Source organism: Chryseobacterium shigense (assembly GCF_900156575.1).
Classification (GTDB): domain Bacteria; phylum Bacteroidota; class Bacteroidia; order Flavobacteriales; family Weeksellaceae; genus Chryseobacterium; species Chryseobacterium shigense.
On sequence record NZ_FTNY01000010.1, the window covers coordinates 1 to 20197 of the forward strand.

Annotated in this window: 15 protein-coding genes; 3 read left to right on the forward strand and 12 right to left on the reverse strand. The window is 31.0% G+C overall.

Annotated elements, in window-relative coordinates:
- Window positions 1–580 precede the first annotated feature (580 nt).
- The 7 genes from BW964_RS21650 to BW964_RS21680 form a co-directional block, all read right to left on the reverse strand.
- Window positions 581–2017: a 5-methylcytosine restriction system specificity protein McrC gene (locus BW964_RS21650; RefSeq protein WP_076510606.1), complete on the reverse strand. Its 1437-nt coding sequence runs from the start codon at window positions 2015–2017 to the stop codon at window positions 581–583.
- The gene (locus BW964_RS22250) at window positions 2018–4018 is read right to left on the reverse strand and encodes an AAA family ATPase (protein WP_076510608.1); all 2001 of its coding nucleotides are present in this window, start codon (window positions 4016–4018) and stop codon (window positions 2018–2020) included.
- A gap of 4 nt (window positions 4019–4022) precedes the next feature.
- Window positions 4023–4325, reverse strand: coding sequence for a hypothetical protein (locus tag BW964_RS21660; RefSeq protein ID WP_076510610.1), 303 nt, complete (start codon window positions 4323–4325; stop codon window positions 4023–4025).
- Window positions 4326–4375: 50 nt separating this feature from the next.
- Complete coding sequence (locus BW964_RS21665; protein ID WP_076510612.1) at window positions 4376–5383, reverse strand: hypothetical protein; 1008 nt, start codon at window positions 5381–5383, stop codon at window positions 4376–4378.
- Window positions 5361–7115 (reverse strand): AAA family ATPase, encoded by a 1755-nt coding sequence (locus BW964_RS21670; protein ID WP_076510615.1) that lies wholly within the window; start codon window positions 7113–7115, stop codon window positions 5361–5363. The genes BW964_RS21665 and BW964_RS21670 overlap by 23 nt, the downstream gene beginning before the upstream one ends.
- A 329-nt stretch (window positions 7116–7444) precedes the next feature.
- On the reverse strand, window positions 7445–10306 hold the full coding sequence (locus BW964_RS21675) for a type I restriction endonuclease subunit R (RefSeq protein WP_076510617.1): 2862 nt from the start codon (window positions 10304–10306) through the stop codon (window positions 7445–7447).
- Between the two features lie 105 nt (window positions 10307–10411).
- Window positions 10412–11338 (reverse strand): tyrosine-type recombinase/integrase, encoded by a 927-nt coding sequence (locus tag BW964_RS21680; RefSeq protein ID WP_076510619.1) that lies wholly within the window; start codon window positions 11336–11338, stop codon window positions 10412–10414.
- Window positions 11339–11445: 107 nt separating this feature from the next.
- Between BW964_RS21680 and BW964_RS21685 the strand changes: the two genes are divergently transcribed.
- Window positions 11446–12657 carry a restriction endonuclease subunit S gene (locus tag BW964_RS21685; RefSeq protein ID WP_076510622.1) on the forward strand — a complete coding sequence of 404 codons (1212 nt, stop codon included), beginning with the start codon at window positions 11446–11448 and terminating at the stop codon, window positions 12655–12657.
- Between the two features lie 6 nt (window positions 12658–12663).
- On the opposite strand, the gene BW964_RS21690 is transcribed toward BW964_RS21685, so the two are convergent.
- The 5 genes from BW964_RS21690 to BW964_RS21710 form a co-directional block, all read right to left on the reverse strand.
- The gene (locus BW964_RS21690; RefSeq protein WP_076510624.1) at window positions 12664–13911 is read right to left on the reverse strand and encodes a restriction endonuclease subunit S; all 1248 of its coding nucleotides are present in this window, start codon (window positions 13909–13911) and stop codon (window positions 12664–12666) included.
- 59 nt (window positions 13912–13970) lie between these two features.
- The gene (locus BW964_RS21695) at window positions 13971–15539 is read right to left on the reverse strand and encodes a type I restriction-modification system subunit M (RefSeq protein ID WP_076510627.1); all 1569 of its coding nucleotides are present in this window, start codon (window positions 15537–15539) and stop codon (window positions 13971–13973) included.
- A 167-nt stretch (window positions 15540–15706) separates the two neighbouring features.
- Complete coding sequence (locus BW964_RS21700; protein WP_228432189.1) at window positions 15707–16039, reverse strand: hypothetical protein; 333 nt, start codon at window positions 16037–16039, stop codon at window positions 15707–15709.
- Between the two features lie 35 nt (window positions 16040–16074).
- Window positions 16075–16335, reverse strand: coding sequence for a helix-turn-helix domain-containing protein (locus BW964_RS21705; protein ID WP_076510664.1), 261 nt, complete (start codon window positions 16333–16335; stop codon window positions 16075–16077).
- A gap of 815 nt (window positions 16336–17150) precedes the next feature.
- Window positions 17151–18851 carry a helix-turn-helix domain-containing protein gene (locus BW964_RS21710; RefSeq protein ID WP_076510629.1) on the reverse strand — a complete coding sequence of 567 codons (1701 nt, stop codon included), beginning with the start codon at window positions 18849–18851 and terminating at the stop codon, window positions 17151–17153.
- Between the two features lie 273 nt (window positions 18852–19124).
- Here BW964_RS21710 and BW964_RS21715 point away from each other — a divergent pair, with 273 nt between their 5' ends.
- Both BW964_RS21715 and BW964_RS21720 read left to right on the forward strand, forming a co-directional pair.
- Window positions 19125–19553, forward strand: a complete 429-nt coding sequence (locus BW964_RS21715; RefSeq protein WP_076510632.1) for a MauE/DoxX family redox-associated membrane protein — start codon at window positions 19125–19127, stop codon at window positions 19551–19553.
- A 280-nt stretch (window positions 19554–19833) separates the two neighbouring features.
- Window positions 19834–20163 (forward strand): hypothetical protein, encoded by a 330-nt coding sequence (locus BW964_RS21720; protein WP_123912043.1) that lies wholly within the window; start codon window positions 19834–19836, stop codon window positions 20161–20163.
- Window positions 20164–20197: the final 34 nt, after the last annotated feature.

Below are 20197 nucleotides of genomic sequence, written 5' to 3' on the forward strand. Positions count from 1 at the left end.
GGCAGAGTAATTAAATGTAGGGAAGAAAACTTTAATTAAAAAAAAACCTACTGATGATCAGTAGGTTTATGTTTAACTTTAGCGGAGAGAGAGGGTTTTTGTAACTTCTTCTCGTCCTTTTATTGATAAGCGTTTCGCTGTAGCATCTTGTGAAAGGCCTTAAATAGGGCATTTGCAAAAAGCGGTAAAATCCAATATAAAAATTTTACGTAGTAAAAGTAGAAATTTTCGTTCGGATTTACAAGTAAAGATTGGTAAATTTTGAACACTTTTTTTCAATTGATAATTGGAATTCAATATTCTTTTTATTCTTGGGATATTTCTTAGCTGAAAATATTTTTAAAAGAAAACGAAGAAAAAATCCTAAAAAAAGAAAAAAAGAAAGCCTTATGGAAAGTTAGCGAGGCATTCTGTCAAGGTTTTTTCTGAAAAAGTTTTGCTTATATTTATACGCAAAAACTTTTTCTGAAAATCCAGAGGGCTTGACCTTGACAGAATTTGGCTGGTAGACTAGAGAGCGAACTATCTTTGGCTTCTGTTTTTATTTTTGTCCTCGTCTCGTATTAACTTATATTGAAATTTAAATTGTAGGCAAAGAAACGCCTATTTTATAGACATTATGATAAGCATTGATTTCTGTATTTAATAAATTTTCTATACTTAGAGATTCATTCTCATTTTTATCAAGTGGTTTCGGATAGATTATTAAACAAGGTATCTCTTCATTATTATCTTTTTTTAAACCTACTTTTTCTCTTACCTTATTTAATCTTGAATATCCAGCAACTTGTCTGATATCTTCGTGGATTTGACCATAATTATATTTGAGTTTATATTTTGTATCTACGACAATCTGCGTATCTCCTGCAGAAATCAAAAAATCAAGAGAATTACCATGCGTTCCAAATTGATAATTAAGATTATTTGCGGTGAGTTGAGGATTATCCCTGAGTAGTTTTGAAAATACAAACAATTCAAACATTTTAGGCATATCAATCCAAAAAGGAGGCGTTGAAATACTTTCTCCTGCCGTTTTGATGATATTATAAGAAAATCTTTTTAAGATGAGATTACCCGTTTTAATAGCGACTTTATATTCTTTAAAAAACGGGTTATGCTTATAGTGTTTAATCTCCTGTAAATTAATCTCCGGACCTATATGCTCAAATACAGGTCTGATATAATTAATCATCCAAGAAATTTGGTTTTTATCTTTAAAATAATTTTTATGATTTTCTACATATTGAGTACAAAACTGAAACACTTTCTTCAAGAATCGGTTTTCTGTAGAGTCTTCTCCAAAAACTTGATACTCACAAACGGTATTGGTAAAACGGTTCTTTAGTATATTTTTTTTAATCTGCTGCCCAACCAAAATTTTACCTTTCACTCTATTCGGTAAATTTTCCTGAACCTTATAGTAAGACTTTTTTAAGCCCTTCTTGGCAATATCTTTCAATAAATTGAGGAACTTTATAACTAAAAAAGGAGTTAGCAAATCTTGCTTTTGCTGAATTGGAATTTCGGGCTTGTTCCAATCAATCAAAAGTAGATTATCAGTATGACTAGATAAATCTGCATGAGACATAATCTCAACGAGCATCCCAATGACATCTAATTCTTTTTCGCTCGTAACTTTTTTTATTTCAGACTCTGCTTCTTGATTAAACTGTATTATCTTTTCTTCCGAAATATTCTCATCATTAGTTTCAACAACTTTTTCAAAGACTTCTGTAACAGATGAATTTAATTTGGGTTCCACATGAATATATCGGTCTTGAGTTAGCCAATCAATACCAACAAAATAATCTGAATTTAAAATTATTTCATTTTCAATAATTTTACAAGAATAACAATAATAATCTCTTCCTCTTTCTCTTTTAAAAGTACGAGGTTGTATATTTATTTTTAATCCGGTTGTATTAATCAAGTACTTTTTCTCATCTACTACATTAAAATTAGCATCCATTACAATACTTAATGTTGTAATGTCATGTTCTTTTAAAAGAATACCCATTTAGAGAGCTTTTATGTAATCCTCAATAGCTTTTCCATCGACTTTTCCAATCAAGATACCATCTTTCACATACTCTAATAAGATGGGCTTGATTTCATAATCAATACGAATTCTAAAATCTTCTGGCTCTAAAAGATTTTCTGCTAACTTCTTCTGTATAAAATATGAATGTCCAAGCCATACATCCTCGGGTCTAAATTCTTCAGAAAGAGTTTTTGCCCGTTTTAGAGCAACTTTTTCGTTAGAGATATGCTCATCATAATTCTCAATAAATAATGTACTTACTTCTCTGAATAAATCTTTATGAAAAATAATTTTATCGTCATTTAACTCTTTTGGCAAAACATCTACAAAAGCAAATCTTCTTCTAATCGCATAATCTATATGACCAACACTTCTATCTGCTGTGTTCATTGTTCCTATATCATAAAGATTTGAAGGTAATGTAATTTTATTGCCTTCACCATCTATCTCATACAAACTATCTACTTCTTTTCCTCTATATTCTAGTGCATAAATAAGCTCTCCTAAAACTGAAGATAGATTAGCACGGTTAATTTCATCGATAATCAGAACGTAATTATTATCCTGGTTATCTTTCGCATCAAGTGCTAATTTTATAAGCGACCTATCTTCTGCTTTGTAAATTATACCTTCACCTTTATCATTGGGTGTTGCAACAATTCCTCTTACAAAGTCTTCATAAGTATAGCTTGGGTGGAACTGAATTAAGTTAGGTTTTCTAGAAACATCAAGTTCATTCGAATCCTCATAAAGATTTCCATCTTTTTTCAAATCAAATTTAGAATATAAAAAATGCATAAAATCTAAGGTTGTTATATCTGATGGATATCTATTTTTATATTCATTGAAAAGATTTTGGACATTTTTATTTAATTCAATAGTAGCTATCTTTTTAAAAGACATGTCAAAAATCTTCATTAAATTAACTAATGATGTTCTTCCATTTATTGGAAAATACTTTTCAGGATAATACGAATTAAGTATTTTGATAATAAAGCTATCCCCAAATAATTTTGATGCTTCAGCAATATTTTCTTTTTCAGCTAAATCGCTTAAAGCATTTTGTATATTAACTAACATATCAAAAATACCTTCTTTAAGGAATTTAGTCAATCGGTAATCCTCATCGGTTTTACTGAAATATATTACATAATTACCAGAGTTACCTGGTGTGAATTTCCCATATTTATCTAAACCTTTTTCTATCCACCAACAAAAGTTTGTATTATTTCTTTTTCCAATACAATAATCATCTAATTCCATTTTAGAAAACTGGTCTTTGGGAAAAAAATCATAAAATTCTTCTAATCTATTTTTAAAGTTTTCATTGTATATTTTATCTGATTTACCTAGCTTAAAAAAATTCTCAATGAGCTCTTTTGGAGATAGATTTTGAGGATTATCATTCAGAAGGTCATTAGCGATTTCTTTTGCTAACCTTGTCTTTCCAGTTCCAGGAGGTCCTTGTAAGATGATTTGTTTCTTGTATTTTAAAATATCTATTTTCTTTTGTGATTCCATTTTTTTATTCTCTAAATTATGCCATTGCCAAATAAAATTGTTAGTAGCGTTATCATTTTCGCAAAATGTCAAAGTCTTAGATGCTTGTATATGTTTTGTATTATACTCCTTTAATATGTTATTTAATAAATTTTGATGAATATTTTGATCATAAAAATTTATTATTTCAATATTTCTTCTTAAAGGAAACCAATCAAATTCATAATTTGAATTTTCTTCAACATAATAATCTCCCATTATCTTAACTAAAGCTATAGGAGTTGTAGTTTCTCTAACCATGACAATATCCCCAATTTTCATATCATTTTTAAAATATTTAGGATCTGAAACTGGATTTCCGTTCTTATCTTCCCAATATTCACCTAGACCAATAGCTTTTTTTGTTTTTAAAACTTCTTTTATAGTGTCTATCGATAGTTTATCGTCTGGTTGCAATTGTAAATGCCAATAATTCATAACTTTATCTAATGACTTTAATTTGATTTACAAAATGTGATTCTAACATTCTTTCCAATAATTGAAATGCCCTTGAATCGGCAAAATCACTTGTGCCACTGGAATGAAAAACAAATTCTAAAATTCCTTTGGGATCATCAATATAGTATTCAAAATAAAAATGATTAGCATACTGTTCTCCTCTATGGGAGATAGCCTTCCCTGAATCATCGAGTTCCCAAGACCGAATCTCATTATTTATAATTTTATCATTGATTTCATTTTGCAAGTCTTTAGGACTTTTTGTAGATACTTTTAAAGTTTTCATTGGTTACAATTTTTTATGTTTAATATTTAAAGTTTCTTTATTCAGATAAATTATATCAATCCCAATTGCTTTGCAAGATCTTGGGTATATTTTGCCATGGGCCTTTTAAATGTTTCAGAAGAATTAGCATAGTTGCCTATTATCAACTTTTCAAGAATATTCTTATCAGGAAATAAATCATGAAAATTTTTGAGCAAACTTTTATTATAAGCATTTGTGTAAACTTTAGCCTTGTGTAAAAGCTCTTCAGCTACATCATTTTGAGTATCATAGATACCTTGTATTCCAAAGATTTTATTATATTCATTTATCAAATCATAATCCCCATCAATAGAGTCGAAGTGAATTTTTAATTTTGAAACGTCAGGTGTTTTTTCTAGCCAGTAATTAATGACGGTTTCATCATCAATCCAAAAATTAAATAAGTCTAATTTAGATGGATCATAAGTATAAAGTTCAAATTTTATATCTAATTTAGATTTTGCCCTATTACAATTTCCACAAACAGGATAAAGATTATAAAAGGAAGTGCATAAAAATGGATATTGTGATTTAGAATGATAATGGTCTAATTCAAATTTTGCCAATACTTTAGGTTTTCTTTTTTTCTCTTTTTTATCATAAAATGAAATCTCAGATATAATTGCTAATTGAGAATTACAGTAAACACAAGTCTTGATTCCAGAAGAACTAACAAATTGACGAAATTCTGAACTTCTTAGCTCATCATACCTCATTGCTTTTACTATTAATTCATGAAATTTTAATTTATCCTTTGTCTTCAACTTGCTTTCTAGTATGTCACTTTTAGCAATTGTTTGAAAAGAAGTTATTAACAACCTCATTTCTTCAGGAGACGCTTTTAAAATTTCTTGATATTGATCAATAATTTTTTGAACATATTGTTTTTGTACCCTATGCTTCATTTGCAAACTATCCCTCAGTTTCTTGAGTTCATCAAGAGGAGTTTTAAAGTTTGCATTTCTACCCGTAAATAAGTTTTTACTGTAGTTTTCAGCCTTAATCTCTAATTCACTATCTATCAGAATTCTTCTCATTTAATTCTTTAAGTTTTTGTTGAAGTTCATTGATTTTAGATTCCAAATCCTCCTTTTCTGAGATATTAAATTTGATATCAAATAGTGATTGTAGTCTCTCTTGAATAACTGGCTCACCTATAATTTCAATTAATTGCAGGGCTGAATTTTCATCCCATGATTCAATTGGTTGTTGATTATTTAGTCCAACTGGTAACTCCGTATCGAATGTTAAAAATGAAACTAAATCCTGAATTTTCTCTTTTGCAAAATCTCCCATTAAACCATCCGAGATAAAAAAGCTATCTGCTAAAAGTTCATGAACGTTTGCGCCAAATGTTTCTATGTTCTGTTCACTTATTATAGTCTGCCCTTCATCATTTTTATCTAAGAAAATGACATTCTGTTTTGGCACGTCAGATAATGCCAAGGGATCATGGGTAGTAAAAATTATTTGTATCTTTTTTCCTTTAAAAATTACTGGTAAAATTTTAATCAATAAAGAAATGTAGCGTTTTTTCCATGTTGGGTGGAAAGAAAGGTCAGCTTCATCTAATAAAATAAGATATGTTTCAAATTCATTTTCAAAATTAAATTCTCCATTGGATATTGCGATTGCCAACTTGTACATTTGTGAAAAAAGCTCGTACATAGAACGCTCTCCATTACTTAGCAGTATATCTGTACTTAATCTTAAAATGGGATAATCATCATAAGTAAAACTAGACTTGAACGCTCTAATAAAATTTTGATACTTTATAATAAAATTATATGTAACATCTGAATTTACAGAAAATTTCGTCCAGTTTGAAAAATTTTGCTGCTCTTCCACTATTGAAAGTAAGACATCTGTAAATTCTTTTATTTCTTTAAATGGTAAAAATAGAGGGTTAGAACTACTGGATAATTTAAAGTATGTTTTTTCAATAATCCAATAAAATGCTTCTTTGTAAGAAGTTATATTTTCTAGCTCAGAAATTTGTTCGTCAATAAAGCCTTCTTGCAAATATTTATTACCGGTTCTTTCTAAAATTCTTTTAACCTTTAAGATTACTGCGTTAATTACTTCTAATTCTAAACGAATCCTATATGAGGTTTCATTATATTCTTCATTATGATTGATTTCTTCACCAGTTAATCCTAATTCATCGATTTTTCGCTGCTCTCTTTCCACACGTTCTTCATCCTTTTTCTGATCTAGTTTATCAAAGTAAGGTCTCAAATCCATAGAAATATTCCAATCATCTTCTTTCAATTTAAGAAGTGAGATTTCATATTTTTCAATATAAGGTAAGCCCAAATCTAATAAAAGAGAGTTTAACTCTTCATTTTTCTTAAGTTGAATTAAATCTAAATAAAATTCTGAATTATGAATTTCAAGCATTTCGGTAACTCCAACTTCATCTCCTCGTAATTCTCTTTTTAATCTTGAATATTGAGAGAGATTAATGACTGTATTATCTTCAAACTGGTCATTTTCATAACTTAAGTTAGATGAATAATAAATCTTTAAAAAAGTAGAATTAGAAACTTCTTCCCCCAAGTCATTTACTATATCTATATACGAATCTTTTATTGATCTTAGTATGCTTGTTTTGCCCGTTCCATTCTTGCCTACAATAGCGGAAACCATACTAATATTTTCTCCCCAAAAAGAACCTTTAACAGAGCCTAAATTTAATTCTATTTCAGCTTCTTCATCTTTAAACAAAAAAGGGAAATTTGCGGCGTTAAATCTAATTTTTTGAATCATTTATTATTATTTACTTTCTTAATTTTAATTGCCTTTTCAATGGTCATTAACTTTTACAAAAACTAAATACGAAAACACATTAAGCTTGGTGATATTTAATTCCCAAGACTTTCTAAATAAGTTTCTCACACCAAAATATTTTAAACAATAGGTTAAAACCATTTTAGACAAAAAACTTTAATCATTTTTTTAATAGGTTCTCTTTATTTAGTTTTTTTATATGTAGTTTGAGTCTCTAAAGATTGAATATTTCCAAAATTCAAAATTATCCAATACAATAGATTAAAACTTACGGGAATCCGTAAAAGCCATTCTTTTTATTTTAATCCCTAAGATGCCACCCCATCAATAAAAACCTCCACAAAATCCTGAACTTTTTGGATAATTCTTTTTCCAATATTATTTCGTTCGGTCAGTTTTGGTTTTATTTCTAAGAGTTTTAAGGCATCACTCATTTTGGGTATTTTAGAAGTGAAAAGAAAGCTGTCAATGGTTTCCTGGAATTTCTCTTTATTAAGGGATTCTTCTTCTGCAATTTTCTCAAAAGCATCAGTTCTTTCTTTGTTCCAGAAATTATCAAATTCATCACTTACAGCATCGCCGTCCGGAATATGTGGCAAGTTCTCGTCTATGAATTTTTCAATTAATTCTTTTTTGCTTCTTAATTGGGCGTCGCCGGATAGGATTTCACGAATTTCTTTTATTTTCGCTTCTCGTTTAATTCCTTTTATATCTGCAATATTTGCTAATAGTGAAAGTATATAGCTCACATTGATTTCATCACGGTGGATGAGCTCTAATTCAAAATCAACATCATCTAAAATGCTGACTTTTCCGTCTCCTGAAATTTTGGGATGTGTTGCAGTCCAGATATCAAGATATTTACTTTTATATCCATCAAATTCAAATTCTGTCATCTCTAATTGCTCAAAACTAAAATCTGTAAAGGATTTTAAGACATTCAGAATACGCATCAATTCACGGAAGGCTGTAACGAATTCAAATTTTTCCTGCTCGGTTTGATAAGCGTCAACACTTTGAATTTCTGGTGCAACCAGTTTTAGTTTTTCTAAAGAATTTTTGAAAAGTTCAATGTAATCTTCAATAGGTTGGATGATTATTTCCTGTATGGCTTCTTTATTAGAAAATAAAGTCACGGCATCATCTGTCGCAGATTTCAGATTTCGGAAACAGACAATATTTCCTTGCGATTTTTTCTCGCCGATAATTCTGTTGGTTCTGGAAAATGCCTGAATTAATCCGTGGTATTTCAGATTTTTATCAACAAATAAAGTATTGAGTTGTGGACTATCAAAACCTGTCAAAAACATATTGACCACAATAATCAAATCAACTTCTTTGTTTCTAACTCTTTTCGCAATGTCATTGTAATAATTATAAAAAGTCTGACTGTCTTTGGTAGAAAAATTGGTTCCGAACATTTCGTTGTAATGACCAATATACCGATCTAAAATATTTCGGCTGTGATTAAAACCATATTCTGCCCGAGGTTCTGCAACCATTCCAAACACTTCCTCTTCTTCCTGATGATGTCCGTCTGCATCTTTTGAATCCTCATTGCTATTATAACTAAATATTGTTGCAATTTTCAGATTGTGTTTGCCCTCTTCTTTTTTCTTTTGGAAAAGGTCATAATATTTCTGCAAAACATCTATGCTACTCACACAGAACATTGCATTGAATGTTTTCTGATGGGTTTTTCTATCGTGTTCGGTTATAATGTAATCAGTGATTTTCTCCAGACGCTTTGGACTTGCTAGTAATTCTTGAGTATCAATGGCTTCAACTTCCATATCTATGTAAGTATTACTACCTTCCTTTTCTTTGTATCTCCCGACATATTCTACCGAAAATTTCAAAACATTTTCATCTCTGATAGCATCTGTAATCACGTATTTGTGCAAACATTCTTTGAAAAGCATATTGGTCGTTGCAGCAATTCCATCTATTTTCCCAACTGAATTCACTTCCGAAATCGGGGTTCCAGTAAAGCCAATCATCTGTGCTTTTTGGAAATATTTCTTAATATTTTGATGTGTTTCTCCAAACTGACTTCTATGACACTCATCAAAAATGAATACTACTTTTTTGTCTTTTAAACGGTCTATTTTTCTACCGTGCTTTTCTTTGGTAATGGCGGTATTCAGCTTTTGTAAAGTGGTTACAATGAGTTTTGTATTGTCAGAAAGTTGCTTTACAAGATGTGCCGTATTTTCTGTAGCATCTACGCTGTCTTTTTCAAAAGCATCAAATTCTTTCTGTGTTTGATAATCTAAATCTTTCCTATCCACTACAAAAACAACCTTTTCAACTTTAGGAATTTCTTTGAGAATCTGACTTGCCTTGAAAGAAGTCAATGTTTTCCCCGAACCCGTTGTATGCCAAATAAATCCATTGTTATCGGTATTTCTAACTCTTTCAACAATTTTTTCTACCGCATAATATTGGTACGGTCGAAGAACCATCAAAATTTTATACGTTTGATTCAGCACGATATATTTCGTAATCATCTTGGCAATGTGACAAGGCTCTAGAAATGCCTGTGCAAAATCTTCAAGTTGCGTGATATTATTATTGTGCTCGTCTGACCAGAAGAAAGTTTGTTTAAAACTCTGTTTAGCGTTATTTGAATAATACTTTGTATTGACGCCATTACTGATAACAAACAACTGAACGTAGTTGAATAAACCTTTTCCGGAATTAAATGACTGATGATGATAACGGTTGATTTGATTGAAAGCCTCTTTCATTTCCAAACCACGGCGCTTTAGCTCTATCTGAACCAAAGGCAAACCGTTGATTAGAATCGTGACATCGTAACGGTTTTTATAATCTCCTTCCTGAGCAATTTGATTTGTGACTTGGAATTGATTCTGACACCAGCTTTCCTGATTGATGAATTCTATCCATTCCGAAGTCCCGTCGTCTTTGGTAAACTGAAATCGGTCACGCAATATTTTAGCTTTTTCAAAAACATTTCCTTTGGCAAGATGATTTAGAATCTTCTCAAATTCTTTATTGGAAAATTGTTTTTTATTATGAATTTCGAGCTGGGTTTTCAGGTTGATAATCAAATCTGCTTCATTGCAAATCCTGACTGGCTTATGACCTAACTGCTGTAATTGTTCTACTAATTTTTGTTCAAGAATATATTCGGGTTGGCTGGACATTCTGTGTTTGCGAATTTTATGGTTAAAAAACATTGTCAGAGTTTGAAACTCTGACAATGTTGTTAATAGTTTTACCAAATCTAACAAAAAATATCATAACTAAAACTATTTAAGTGCTTTAAACATTTGATCTATTGCTTTTTTCTTCTGCTCTAGATTTGGATGCACATATAGATTCAATGTTGTACTGATATTGGAATGACCCAGCAGGACACTCACCGTTTTATAATCACATTTGCTTTCAATACATCGGGTTGCAAAACTATGACGCAATCCGTGGAATTTGATTTCCGGAATTTCCAGTTGTTTCATCAGATTTTTATAATAGCTCCGGTAAGTTCTTGGCTCAGTTGGTTTAGCATCATTTGTTAAAACAAAAAACAAAGGATTCACAATTTTTTTAAAAGGCTTTAACATTCGCAAAAGGTCTCTGCTCATTGGAACTTCACGTATTGAATTCTTGGTTTTGGGTGTATCGAGAAGCAATTCTGTTCTTCTTTTGCCATCTTCAATAATGTAGATTCGCTGAATGGTTTTTCTGATGTTGATAATCCCGTTATCCGTATCAATATCTTCCCAAGTGAGTGCGCAGATCTCTCCAATTCTCATTCCCGAACAAAGACAAATGTAAACGCCCAGATTCCGAAATGTAAAATGTTCCTGAATATAGTTCATCACTTTTTTCTGATGGGCTCTGGTCAAAACTTCGATGCTCTGATTTTCCCGAACGGTTGGATATTGAATATCGAATGGCGTGTATTGAATCCATTTATATTTTGCCCCAAATTTCATTACCATTTTCAAAACGATAAGAACATCTTTGATGCTTTTCTGGCTCAATCCCTGTTCCAGTTTTTGAAAAACAAATTGCTGAACTTCCTCTTCGTCTATGCTACTTACTTCTGCAAATTTGGGTAACAAATGGTTCTCCAGCAAAAGCACATAAGCAGAAAAACTTGATTTTTTCACATAAAGTTGTTTGTCTTTTTTCCATAGTTCCACGATTTGAGCAAATGTTTTTTGTGTCGTCATAATTTTCTTCTGATTTTAAGATTAAAATCTTAAAGATAGAGCCTTTGCAAATTATCTTCCGCAGATTAAATTGATGGTAAATATTCTCTCTAATCTATTTAAAGAGGATGAAAAATCTGAATTTTCCAAATTTGCGATTTAAAGCTAATAATGGAGACGATTTTCCAAAATGGGATATGAAATTTGGGAACGAGATTTTCCAAAATATATCGGATAAAAATCATAATTCTGACTTACCAATTCTTGCTATTACACAAGAATACGGCGCAATACCAAGAGACCTAATAGACTACAAAATTTCAGTAACTGACAAGAGTGTTGATAGTTATAAAGTTGTACAAAAAGGAGATTTTATAATTAGTTTAAGGTCTTTTCAAGGTGGAATAGAATATTCGGAATATCAAGGAATTTGTAGCCCAGCTTATATTATATTGCGACCAATAATTACTGTTGATAGAATATTTTATAAATATTATTTAAAAACGTCAAAATACATAACTCACCTTAACCGAAAGTTAGAAGGAATTAGAGATGGAAAAATGATAAGCTATAAATATTTTTCTGATATTTCGTTGCCTCTTCCATCAATTGCTGAACAAAACAAAATATCTTCATTTTTATTTCTCATTGATTCCCGTATCCAAACCCAAAAGAAAATAATTGATGATTTAATTGTAGTAAAAAATTCAACTGTAAAAAAATTATTTGAAGAAAAAATTAAATTCAAAAATGTAAATTTCTCTATTTGGGAAAAGAAAAAATTAAACGAAATATCAAAAGAGCATTTGCAAAAAAATCCTAATAATCTTTATACGGAAGTATTTTCTGTTTCTAAACATAAAGGAGTTATTAATCAAATTGAACATTTAGGAAGGTCTTTTTCAGCAAAAGAAATTACACATTACAAATTGGTTTATCCTGGTGATTTAGTTTATACGAAAAGTCCAACTTCAGAATTTCCGTTTGGAATTATTAAACAAAATAGAACGGATAGAATTGGTGTAGTTTCTCCATTATACTGTGTTTTTCAACCTCAAACTTTTGCTTTGGGATATTTACTTCACGAATATTTTAATTCTGCTGTAAATACATTTAACTATTTAAATCCGCTTGTACAAAAAGGTGCAAAAAACACAATGAATATTAATAATGATACTTTTTTAAATGGTGCAAAACTTTTACTACCAATGAATGAAGATGAACAAAATAAAATTTATAAATTTTTATCTTTAATTGAATATAAAATTACTCTCGAGAAAGAATTACTAGCCCAATTTGAAAATCAGAAAAAGTATTTACTTGCCAATTTATTCGTCTAAAGCTAATTAAATAAAAAGATTTGCCAAAAAGAATTTCTTTTGGATTTCGTACTGAGCCAAAATTTTCTTTTCTGTTTCTATTTTTTCTTCTATGGAAGAAAGAAAGTTAGCTATTTTCGTTTGTTCATAATTATTAGAAGGTAAAGAAATTTCAATATTAAAAAAATCGGAAATGCTAATATTTAATAATCCGTGATTTCGTGCTCCTTCTTGAGCTATTTTCTCTATTTCATTGTTCTGAAAACCTGCATCAAAATATTGCTTCATAAATTCAGAATTAATATGGGAGTGAAATTTAAAACAAATGTATAAAGTTGAAACCACTCCTTTTTCGTATTTAATTAGTTTCTTGATAGCACCCATTGGATAGCCATTTGAATAACTTTTGTTGTACGCAAAATCATTTTTATTTAACACATAATAACCTGTTACATTTTTAGCAGATACAGATTTATTAAAAAATTCTAACTGACTAATTAAACCATACTGTGCAGAGATTGTTAGAACATTTTGATTATTATCTTTGTTTTTATTTGTTAATCTCATAGCTATTTCTCCTAATTTTTTTATTTCCCAATCTGGATAATCTTTGCTACTAATATCTTTAAATCTAATTTTCCGAGAAAATATCTTCTGTCTATAACTTTGGATTGAGGTTTGTAAATGTGAAATTATTTTCATTGATAATTCTATTCTATCATCAACTAATGAAAGTAAGGATGAAATTTTTTTTTGCTCATCCACAGAAGGAAAAGGAATTTTAAATTTCTTTAAATCACTTCCATTAATAGAATTTATTGTTGCACCTAAATTTTTATTGACAATTTCTTTATATTGTTTTGTATCAAACCACTGAAAAACAAATTTATTATAAGGACTTCTGAATACTGTCATAAAAGCTCCAAATGCTAATCCTTCATTCTCTCTTTTTATAATTGCATTTTTCCCTATTAGATTTTTACTTCCATTTCTAACACATATCAAAATATCATTTTCTTTGACTGGATTAAATTTTTCTGTTTTAACAAAAACGTTGTCCTTTAAAGTCACAATCCTATTTTGAACATTTGAAGAACGTAATACTAAAATTCCGCTATCATCAATGTTATCAGGACTATACGTTAATCCATTTACTATTTCTCCAATCTCTCCCAATTTTTTCACTTTCCATTCCTCAGTAAATTCCGAGAACCTCAACTTAGGCACATTTCCCGAATTTGGAAAATTTCTGATACTTTTATTTTTTTCTGTCATCTTGATAATTTATTGTTACTGCTATAAAAATTAAGGATATTCTAAAGTCAAAAAAAAATTTAACCTACTAATCCTAATTCTTTTAAATAAACTTCAATCTGACTGTCGAGTTCAACCCGTTTGGCTTCTAATTGTTTAATTTCCGCCATTACCGCTTGGATGTCAATTTCTTCTTCCTCCTCAAAAGTATCGACATAGCGAGGGATATTCAGGTTGTAATCATTGTCCGCAATTTCCTGCAAAGTAGCGAGATGAGAGAATTTCTCTTCCGTTTTTCTCTCTTGATACATATCAACAATTTTATTGATATGTTTTGGGAGCAATACATTTTGATTTTTTTGCTTTTCAAATTCTTTGCTGGCATCCACGAACAGAACATCTTCATCTTGCTCTCGGCATTTCTTGAAAACCAATATACAAGTAGGAATGCTTGTGCCAAAGAAAATATTGGCAGGTAAACCGATTACAGCATCCAGATAATTTTTCTCTTTAATAAGATATTTACGAATAACCAATTCCGCAGCACCACGGAACAAAACACCGTGAGGCATTACAACTGCCATAATTCCGTTCTCATCCAAATGATGAATCATATGCTGGATAAAAGCGAAATCAGCTTTGGAAGCCGGAGCCAATTTTCCATATTGTGAGAAACGCTCGTCTAACAATAAAAGTTCATTGCTACTCCAATTCGCAGAAAAGGGCGGATTGGCTACAATGGCATCAAAAGTTTTGTCAAGGTGCTGTGGTTTTTCAAGAGTATCTTCCTGCTTGATATCGAAATTACTATAATTGACACCGTGTAGTATCATATTCATTCGCGCCAAGTTATAAGTGGTTCGGTTCATTTCCTGACCATAGAAATCACTTACTTTTGCTTCACGGGCAACACGAAGGAGCAAAGATCCACTTCCGCAAGTCGGATCGTAAACGGATTTTAATTGAGATTTTCGACTCGTTACTATTCTTGCTAAAATGGTAGAAACCTGCTGAGGCGTATAGAATTCCCCTGCTTTCTTACCTGCACCACTGGCAAATTGTGAAATGAGATATTCATAAGCGTCGCCTAGAACATCGGCATTGGTATCAGAAAGATTGAAGTCTATATCATCCAGATGATACAACACTTTGGAAATCAACGTATTTTTCTCATCTTCTGTTTTCCCTAATTTAGAAGATGTTAAATCCAAATCTTCAAAAAGATTATCAAAATCGTCTTCACTATCAGTACCTAAAGTGGATTGCTCAATATTAGTAAGAATCTTTGAAAGTTCTGCAAGGATAAAATTTGATTTACCTTCCTCTTTTTGATGACCTTTTTTAGCAATATTACTGAAAAGTTCTGATGGCTTTAAGAAATATCCTAAATCTTCAACAACCTCTTCATAAATTGCCTGAACGATTTCTTTTCCTTCTTCAGTATTTTCATCAACGTCATTATAGTCGATGTCTTCTCCGGAATCTAATAAAATTTTATTGGCTGTAAAATGAATCTTTTCGGACAGATATTTATAGAAAATAAATCCTAAAATATAATCCCGAAATTCGTCGGCGTCCATTTTCCCTCTTAAAGTGTTGGCTATATTCCAAAGTTGCTGTTGCAACTGACGTCTTTGTTCTTCTGACATTTAGTATCATTAATGTTAATCCTCAAAGATAAAAAATGTTAGATGCATACAATGCTAAAATAGCTAAAAATAATAAAATTGATATTGAAAAATAATTGTCATAATCCATTAAATGTCGCAAAATAACCTCTGCCATTAACTTGCACTTGGGAAAATTCAGAAGAAATTTAATTTTTGATTCTTATTTGCTTAAGATTGGGCTTCAAATCCCCCGCAAAATCCAACATAAAAACCTGACTACCTACGAACGGATTGTAAGACGGTTGATAATCAATATAGCCCGAAGAATGGAGATTCTTCAGGCATTTGTGATAGGTGGCTTTTGAGTGGATTTTACTAATTCGCATCACTTCATCACGTGAAATACTGACCGGATTTCGGAAACGGTTGAAATTCCAGAATTGGAATAAAGCTAAGTACAGGCTGATGTGTGTGGGATTAAGGGTACTGTCTTGGGCTACCTTTTCATAGAAGCCTGTGAGATGTTTGATATAATTCATTTTGGTTAATTTCGAGTAAAGCGAGGAGTCATAAATTATCCTCTGCCATTTAACATTTTTTCGATGTCTTTGTAATTGTAGTATAATGTGCCTCCAACACGAGTGTAAGATAAGGTTCCGCTGACACGAAGGTTCTGTAATGTTCCTGTAGAAATTTTCAGAAGTTCTTTGACTTCTGATGAGCGCAGCCATAATTTCTGCTCTGAAATTTTGATATTAAACAGATTTTTAATGTCTTCAAGCAATTCGTTTTTGAACTCTTGAAGGTCTTCTTTGGTAACAAGGTTTACTCTCATAATTTCTTCATTTTTGTTTTTGATAAAATTTCTTTTGCAAAATTGGAACATCAAAACCGTTAAAACAAGAGTGTTAAAGGGAGTTGGATTGAATAAGAACAATCTGGAATAATTTGGAAATACGTGGAGATTAAAAAAGAATAAATAAGGATAATTTGGAATCTTTAAACAAATTTTAAGAAAAACAAAAAACAAGTTCCGCAGTTTTTTTTCCTTTTTGCAAAAAAGCAAGAGAGTCTTTGGATATCAAACTTGAAAAGTTTGTATATACAAAGACACATCTTGCCATTAAAATCAACGAATGTTATTTCAGAGCTCCAAAAAAAAAGAAACAGAATCATAATTATTATGTAATTAATTGAAAACCAGTATCTATTTTTTGTAAATCTGTTTTGGGAGATGACAAATGATGAAAATAACCCCTAGCCTCTTTTTACGCAGGTTGACCTTGTATTATTTTACACACGTCAGCCAGGAAACCTGTGTCTAATTTACGCAGGTCAATCGAATACCTGTATCTCTTTTACCCAGGTTGCTATTGTGCAGGAAAAATTCCCAACCTATATCTCTTTTACACAGGTCAGCCAAGAACCTGTATCTTTTTTACGCAGGTCGATTGAGTACCTGTATCTATTTTACACATCTATGAATTTTTAAAAGGTCTGCTGTTGTTGTGAAAACTTTGTTGGAATGTGGGAAACTCCGAAGGAAAAGCCGGGATGAGTTTTCCATATTTCAATAAATGCGCTGGTTTTTTTATATTGCAAAATGTAATTTGGGACATACAGGTGAGTAAAGCTCCCTTTATTTAGAAATCAATTCTCACCGATTTCCTTCATCCGGTTCTTTATAAAATCTATAGGTCTTATTCCATTAATTTCGTAAAAATGGGTTGAGAATAATTGTCGGCTAGACATTCCACATTCCTGAGCCAGGTTTTCAACTTTGTACTGCAGATACATTTTATTTTCCACAAGAAGAGTGGTAATATATCCGATTCGTAACACCTTTAGATACTGCGTGAAAGAAACATTCAGATGTTCATTCAATACATAAGATAGTTGGGAGTGTGTTCTGCCAAACATTTTTGCAACCATTGGTAAGGTCAGGTTTTTGTCAAGAAATCGTTTGTCTTCTTCAAACTTTTTGAGTTTTTCTTTAATATCTTCAATGATTTCGGGACTGTGTGTTTTTTTCTTTTCAGAAGTTTTTTTGTTTGCAATTAGAAAAGAATAATACTTCCTGAACTTTTTCCATAGTTTAATAAATTTTCCAGGAAATTTAATTTCTCTATTACGCAGTCTGATTACTAAAAAAAATAGAAGAAAAATCACAACTGGCGTAGCAATTAGAAAGTAAAAATCATTATGCAGTTTATTCTCCCATATTTGTTTTTCTTCTAGTAATCTTTCCGTATCATATTCTTCGTGGATTTTTGAAGACAACATTGCAAAATCAACATTCAAGGTTGAATTCGTTAGTAAAAACTGGTCACTATAATACAGTTGCTTACCCAAACTACCGTTCTCTGTTGCATCCGTAATGAGGTACTTATAACTTGACCGGATCTCGGGAGTAGTAAATTGAACCTTGTTAATCATAGAGTCCACTTTATTCAGATAAACCAGTGATTCTACCCTGTTTCCTTTGAGCCAATATAGTTTCCCTAAGTAAAAATAAACAGCGGTTAATGAGTTATAATCCTGATTATTGACCAAAATATCGCGTGAAAGTTCCAAATATTTAAGTGCTTCATCGGTGTTCCCTTTTCTTAAAAGTTGTACACCTTTCCCTTTTTGAAAGTAACCATATTCAAGTAAATGCTCATTGATGTTTTTCAATTTTTTTAACCCGATACTAATCAATGAATCTTCCTTGTTGTATAAACGAAGATTTTCATAACAATTACTCAGGCGGTAAATGCTATTAAAATAGCCTGACTCATTATTCAACCTTATGTTTGGGTGAAGGTTGTCTTTCATATGTTCCTCAAAATAATTCGTAGTATTTCTAAAGTGAACTGCAGCTTCTTCGTAGTAGCCCAAATAACTTTTTACCATCCCGAGATGGTAGTCTATTTTATTTATCAGATAATCGTTGCTTGAATTCCGAGAGAATTGATACGCCTTAAGGTATTGCTCCAAAGCATATTTATATTGTCTTTTGTTATAATAGTAGATAATGCCTTTTCCGAGGTATGCCCTTGAAATGATATCACGGTCACTTAATTTGAATGCCACAACGATAGCACTGTCGGCATAAGACAATTTGCGGTTTATGTCTTCGGTGTAGTATATGGCATCTTCATAACCTATAATCTGCTTTTTCCAATTATTTTCTTTTTTTGCTTTTTCTATATACTTATTCACAAAAACCATTGCCCTTGAATCGTTTTCAGGATAGTTTTCATACAAGTCTGAAATCGTCTTGTATGATAAACTTTGTAATTCCTGGGCGTTAAGAAAAAAGAAGAACAAATTAAAAATCAGAAATGAAATCTTATGATGATAATGCATAACATTATGATATATTCAAATTTACCGGAAAAATCTATTACAAAATGTACTTGAAAAAGCTTCGAGTTCGGTTCTATTCCCACTAGCTTTATAAATGATTAATTTTCAATTAGTTAAAAATTAATATAGTGGGAAAGATGTATATTTCATTACGTAGAAAACATATTTCTTTCCTACTATTGTTTTTCTCAACCTCACAGTCAGTGTAATTTAGACTTCAGAATTCCAAGTGAATCAATCAGCAAATCAATTTTAAATAAATCATAAAATATTATGAAAAAAGTCAAAACAAGAGTCGTAGAATTCATCAGCTATTTCTTTATACTGTTGTTTTGTTATGCCAGCATCAGTAAAATAATGGATTTTGAAAATTTTCAGATTCAGATCTCGGAATCACCTTTATTAAGTGCATACGCTGGATTCTTACCTTTTGCAATCGTTGTTCTGGAATTGATCATTGCTGGATTATTGTGTTATCGGAAGACAAGAAATGTAGGAATGATAGGAAGTTTTATTTTGATGCTGATTTTCACTGGATACATTTTTTACATAATTCAAACCTCTGAAAATCTTCCTTGTTCCTGTGGAGGAATTTTAGAGAAAATGAGCTGGAATCAGCACCTGATTTTTAATATAGGATGCGTCCTACTCGCCGCAATAGCCTTAGCGATGAATATAAAATACAGCAGGCCTGTTAAATAAGAATGTTACCGTAGTTGCTCACGGATAAAAATGATTGGAATTTGATATTAAAGTTTAACCTTAGAATTAGACGGTCGAAAGCTGTTTAATACCCGAAAATTTTAAATGTATTTATTAACAACAATTTGTTTGAGAATACTTAGAGTACGGTACTGTGGTACGACAAGATTTTTTAATCTATGGGTACAATTAATTATTTTAACCTAATCATTCGTATTTGTCAGGCAGGTTTCTAAAGTTTTTATGGTAATCTTTTTTGATGTATAAAAAGACCAATAAAATGAAATTCAACCAATTTTTGAAAATCAATGCAGTAGCTATTGCTGCTATTATGTTTACAGGTGCTACGATGTCTTTTAAAGTAATAGAGAAAAAAGAAAAAGCTGTAGCACAGACTTTTTACTATATCAGCAACGATATGACAGCCAATGCATTCCGAGATGTTTCGCATTGGAGCACATCAACGATCCCGACAGATTGTTCACCTGAAGAACCGGTAAGACCTTGTAAGGTAACCGTTCCGGATGGAAGTACACTGAGTGCCGTTTTAGGTTCTAAAACCAACAGTGAAGTTTTAGCTATATCAGAAGGTTATAGACCAGAACCTTAATGGTGTGATTTGTTTAATAATTTGGGGTGGAAAT

Excerpts from the sequence above, each read along its gene's own strand:
- BW964_RS21680 (WP_076510619.1), bottom strand. The coding sequence starts at position 11,338 with ATGACGACACAAAAAACATTTGCTCAAATCGTGGAACTATGGAAAAAA.
- BW964_RS21720 (WP_123912043.1), top strand. The coding sequence starts at position 19,834 with ATGAAATTCAACCAATTTTTGAAAATCAATGCAGTAGCTATTGCTGCT.
- BW964_RS21670 (WP_076510615.1), bottom strand. The coding sequence starts at position 7,115 with ATGATTCAAAAAATTAGATTTAACGCCGCAAATTTCCCTTTTTTGTTT.
- BW964_RS21705 (WP_076510664.1), bottom strand. The coding sequence starts at position 16,335 with ATGAGAGTAAACCTTGTTACCAAAGAAGACCTTCAAGAGTTCAAAAAC.
- BW964_RS21650 (WP_076510606.1), bottom strand. The coding sequence starts at position 2,017 with ATGGGTATTCTTTTAAAAGAACATGACATTACAACATTAAGTATTGTA.
- BW964_RS21710 (WP_076510629.1), bottom strand. The coding sequence starts at position 18,851 with ATGCATTATCATCATAAGATTTCATTTCTGATTTTTAATTTGTTCTTC.
- BW964_RS21660 (WP_076510610.1), bottom strand. The coding sequence starts at position 4,325 with ATGAAAACTTTAAAAGTATCTACAAAAAGTCCTAAAGACTTGCAAAAT.
- BW964_RS21695 (WP_076510627.1), bottom strand. The coding sequence starts at position 15,539 with ATGTCAGAAGAACAAAGACGTCAGTTGCAACAGCAACTTTGGAATATA.
- BW964_RS21685 (WP_076510622.1), top strand. The coding sequence starts at position 11,446 with ATGAAAAATCTGAATTTTCCAAATTTGCGATTTAAAGCTAATAATGGA.
- BW964_RS22250 (WP_076510608.1), bottom strand. The coding sequence starts at position 4,018 with ATGAATTATTGGCATTTACAATTGCAACCAGACGATAAACTATCGATA.
- BW964_RS21690 (WP_076510624.1), bottom strand. The coding sequence starts at position 13,911 with ATGACAGAAAAAAATAAAAGTATCAGAAATTTTCCAAATTCGGGAAAT.
- BW964_RS21665 (WP_076510612.1), bottom strand. The coding sequence starts at position 5,383 with ATGAGAAGAATTCTGATAGATAGTGAATTAGAGATTAAGGCTGAAAAC.
- BW964_RS21715 (WP_076510632.1), top strand. The coding sequence starts at position 19,125 with ATGAAAAAAGTCAAAACAAGAGTCGTAGAATTCATCAGCTATTTCTTT.
- BW964_RS21700 (WP_228432189.1), bottom strand. The coding sequence starts at position 16,039 with ATGAATTATATCAAACATCTCACAGGCTTCTATGAAAAGGTAGCCCAA.
- BW964_RS21675 (WP_076510617.1), bottom strand. The coding sequence starts at position 10,306 with ATGTCCAGCCAACCCGAATATATTCTTGAACAAAAATTAGTAGAACAA.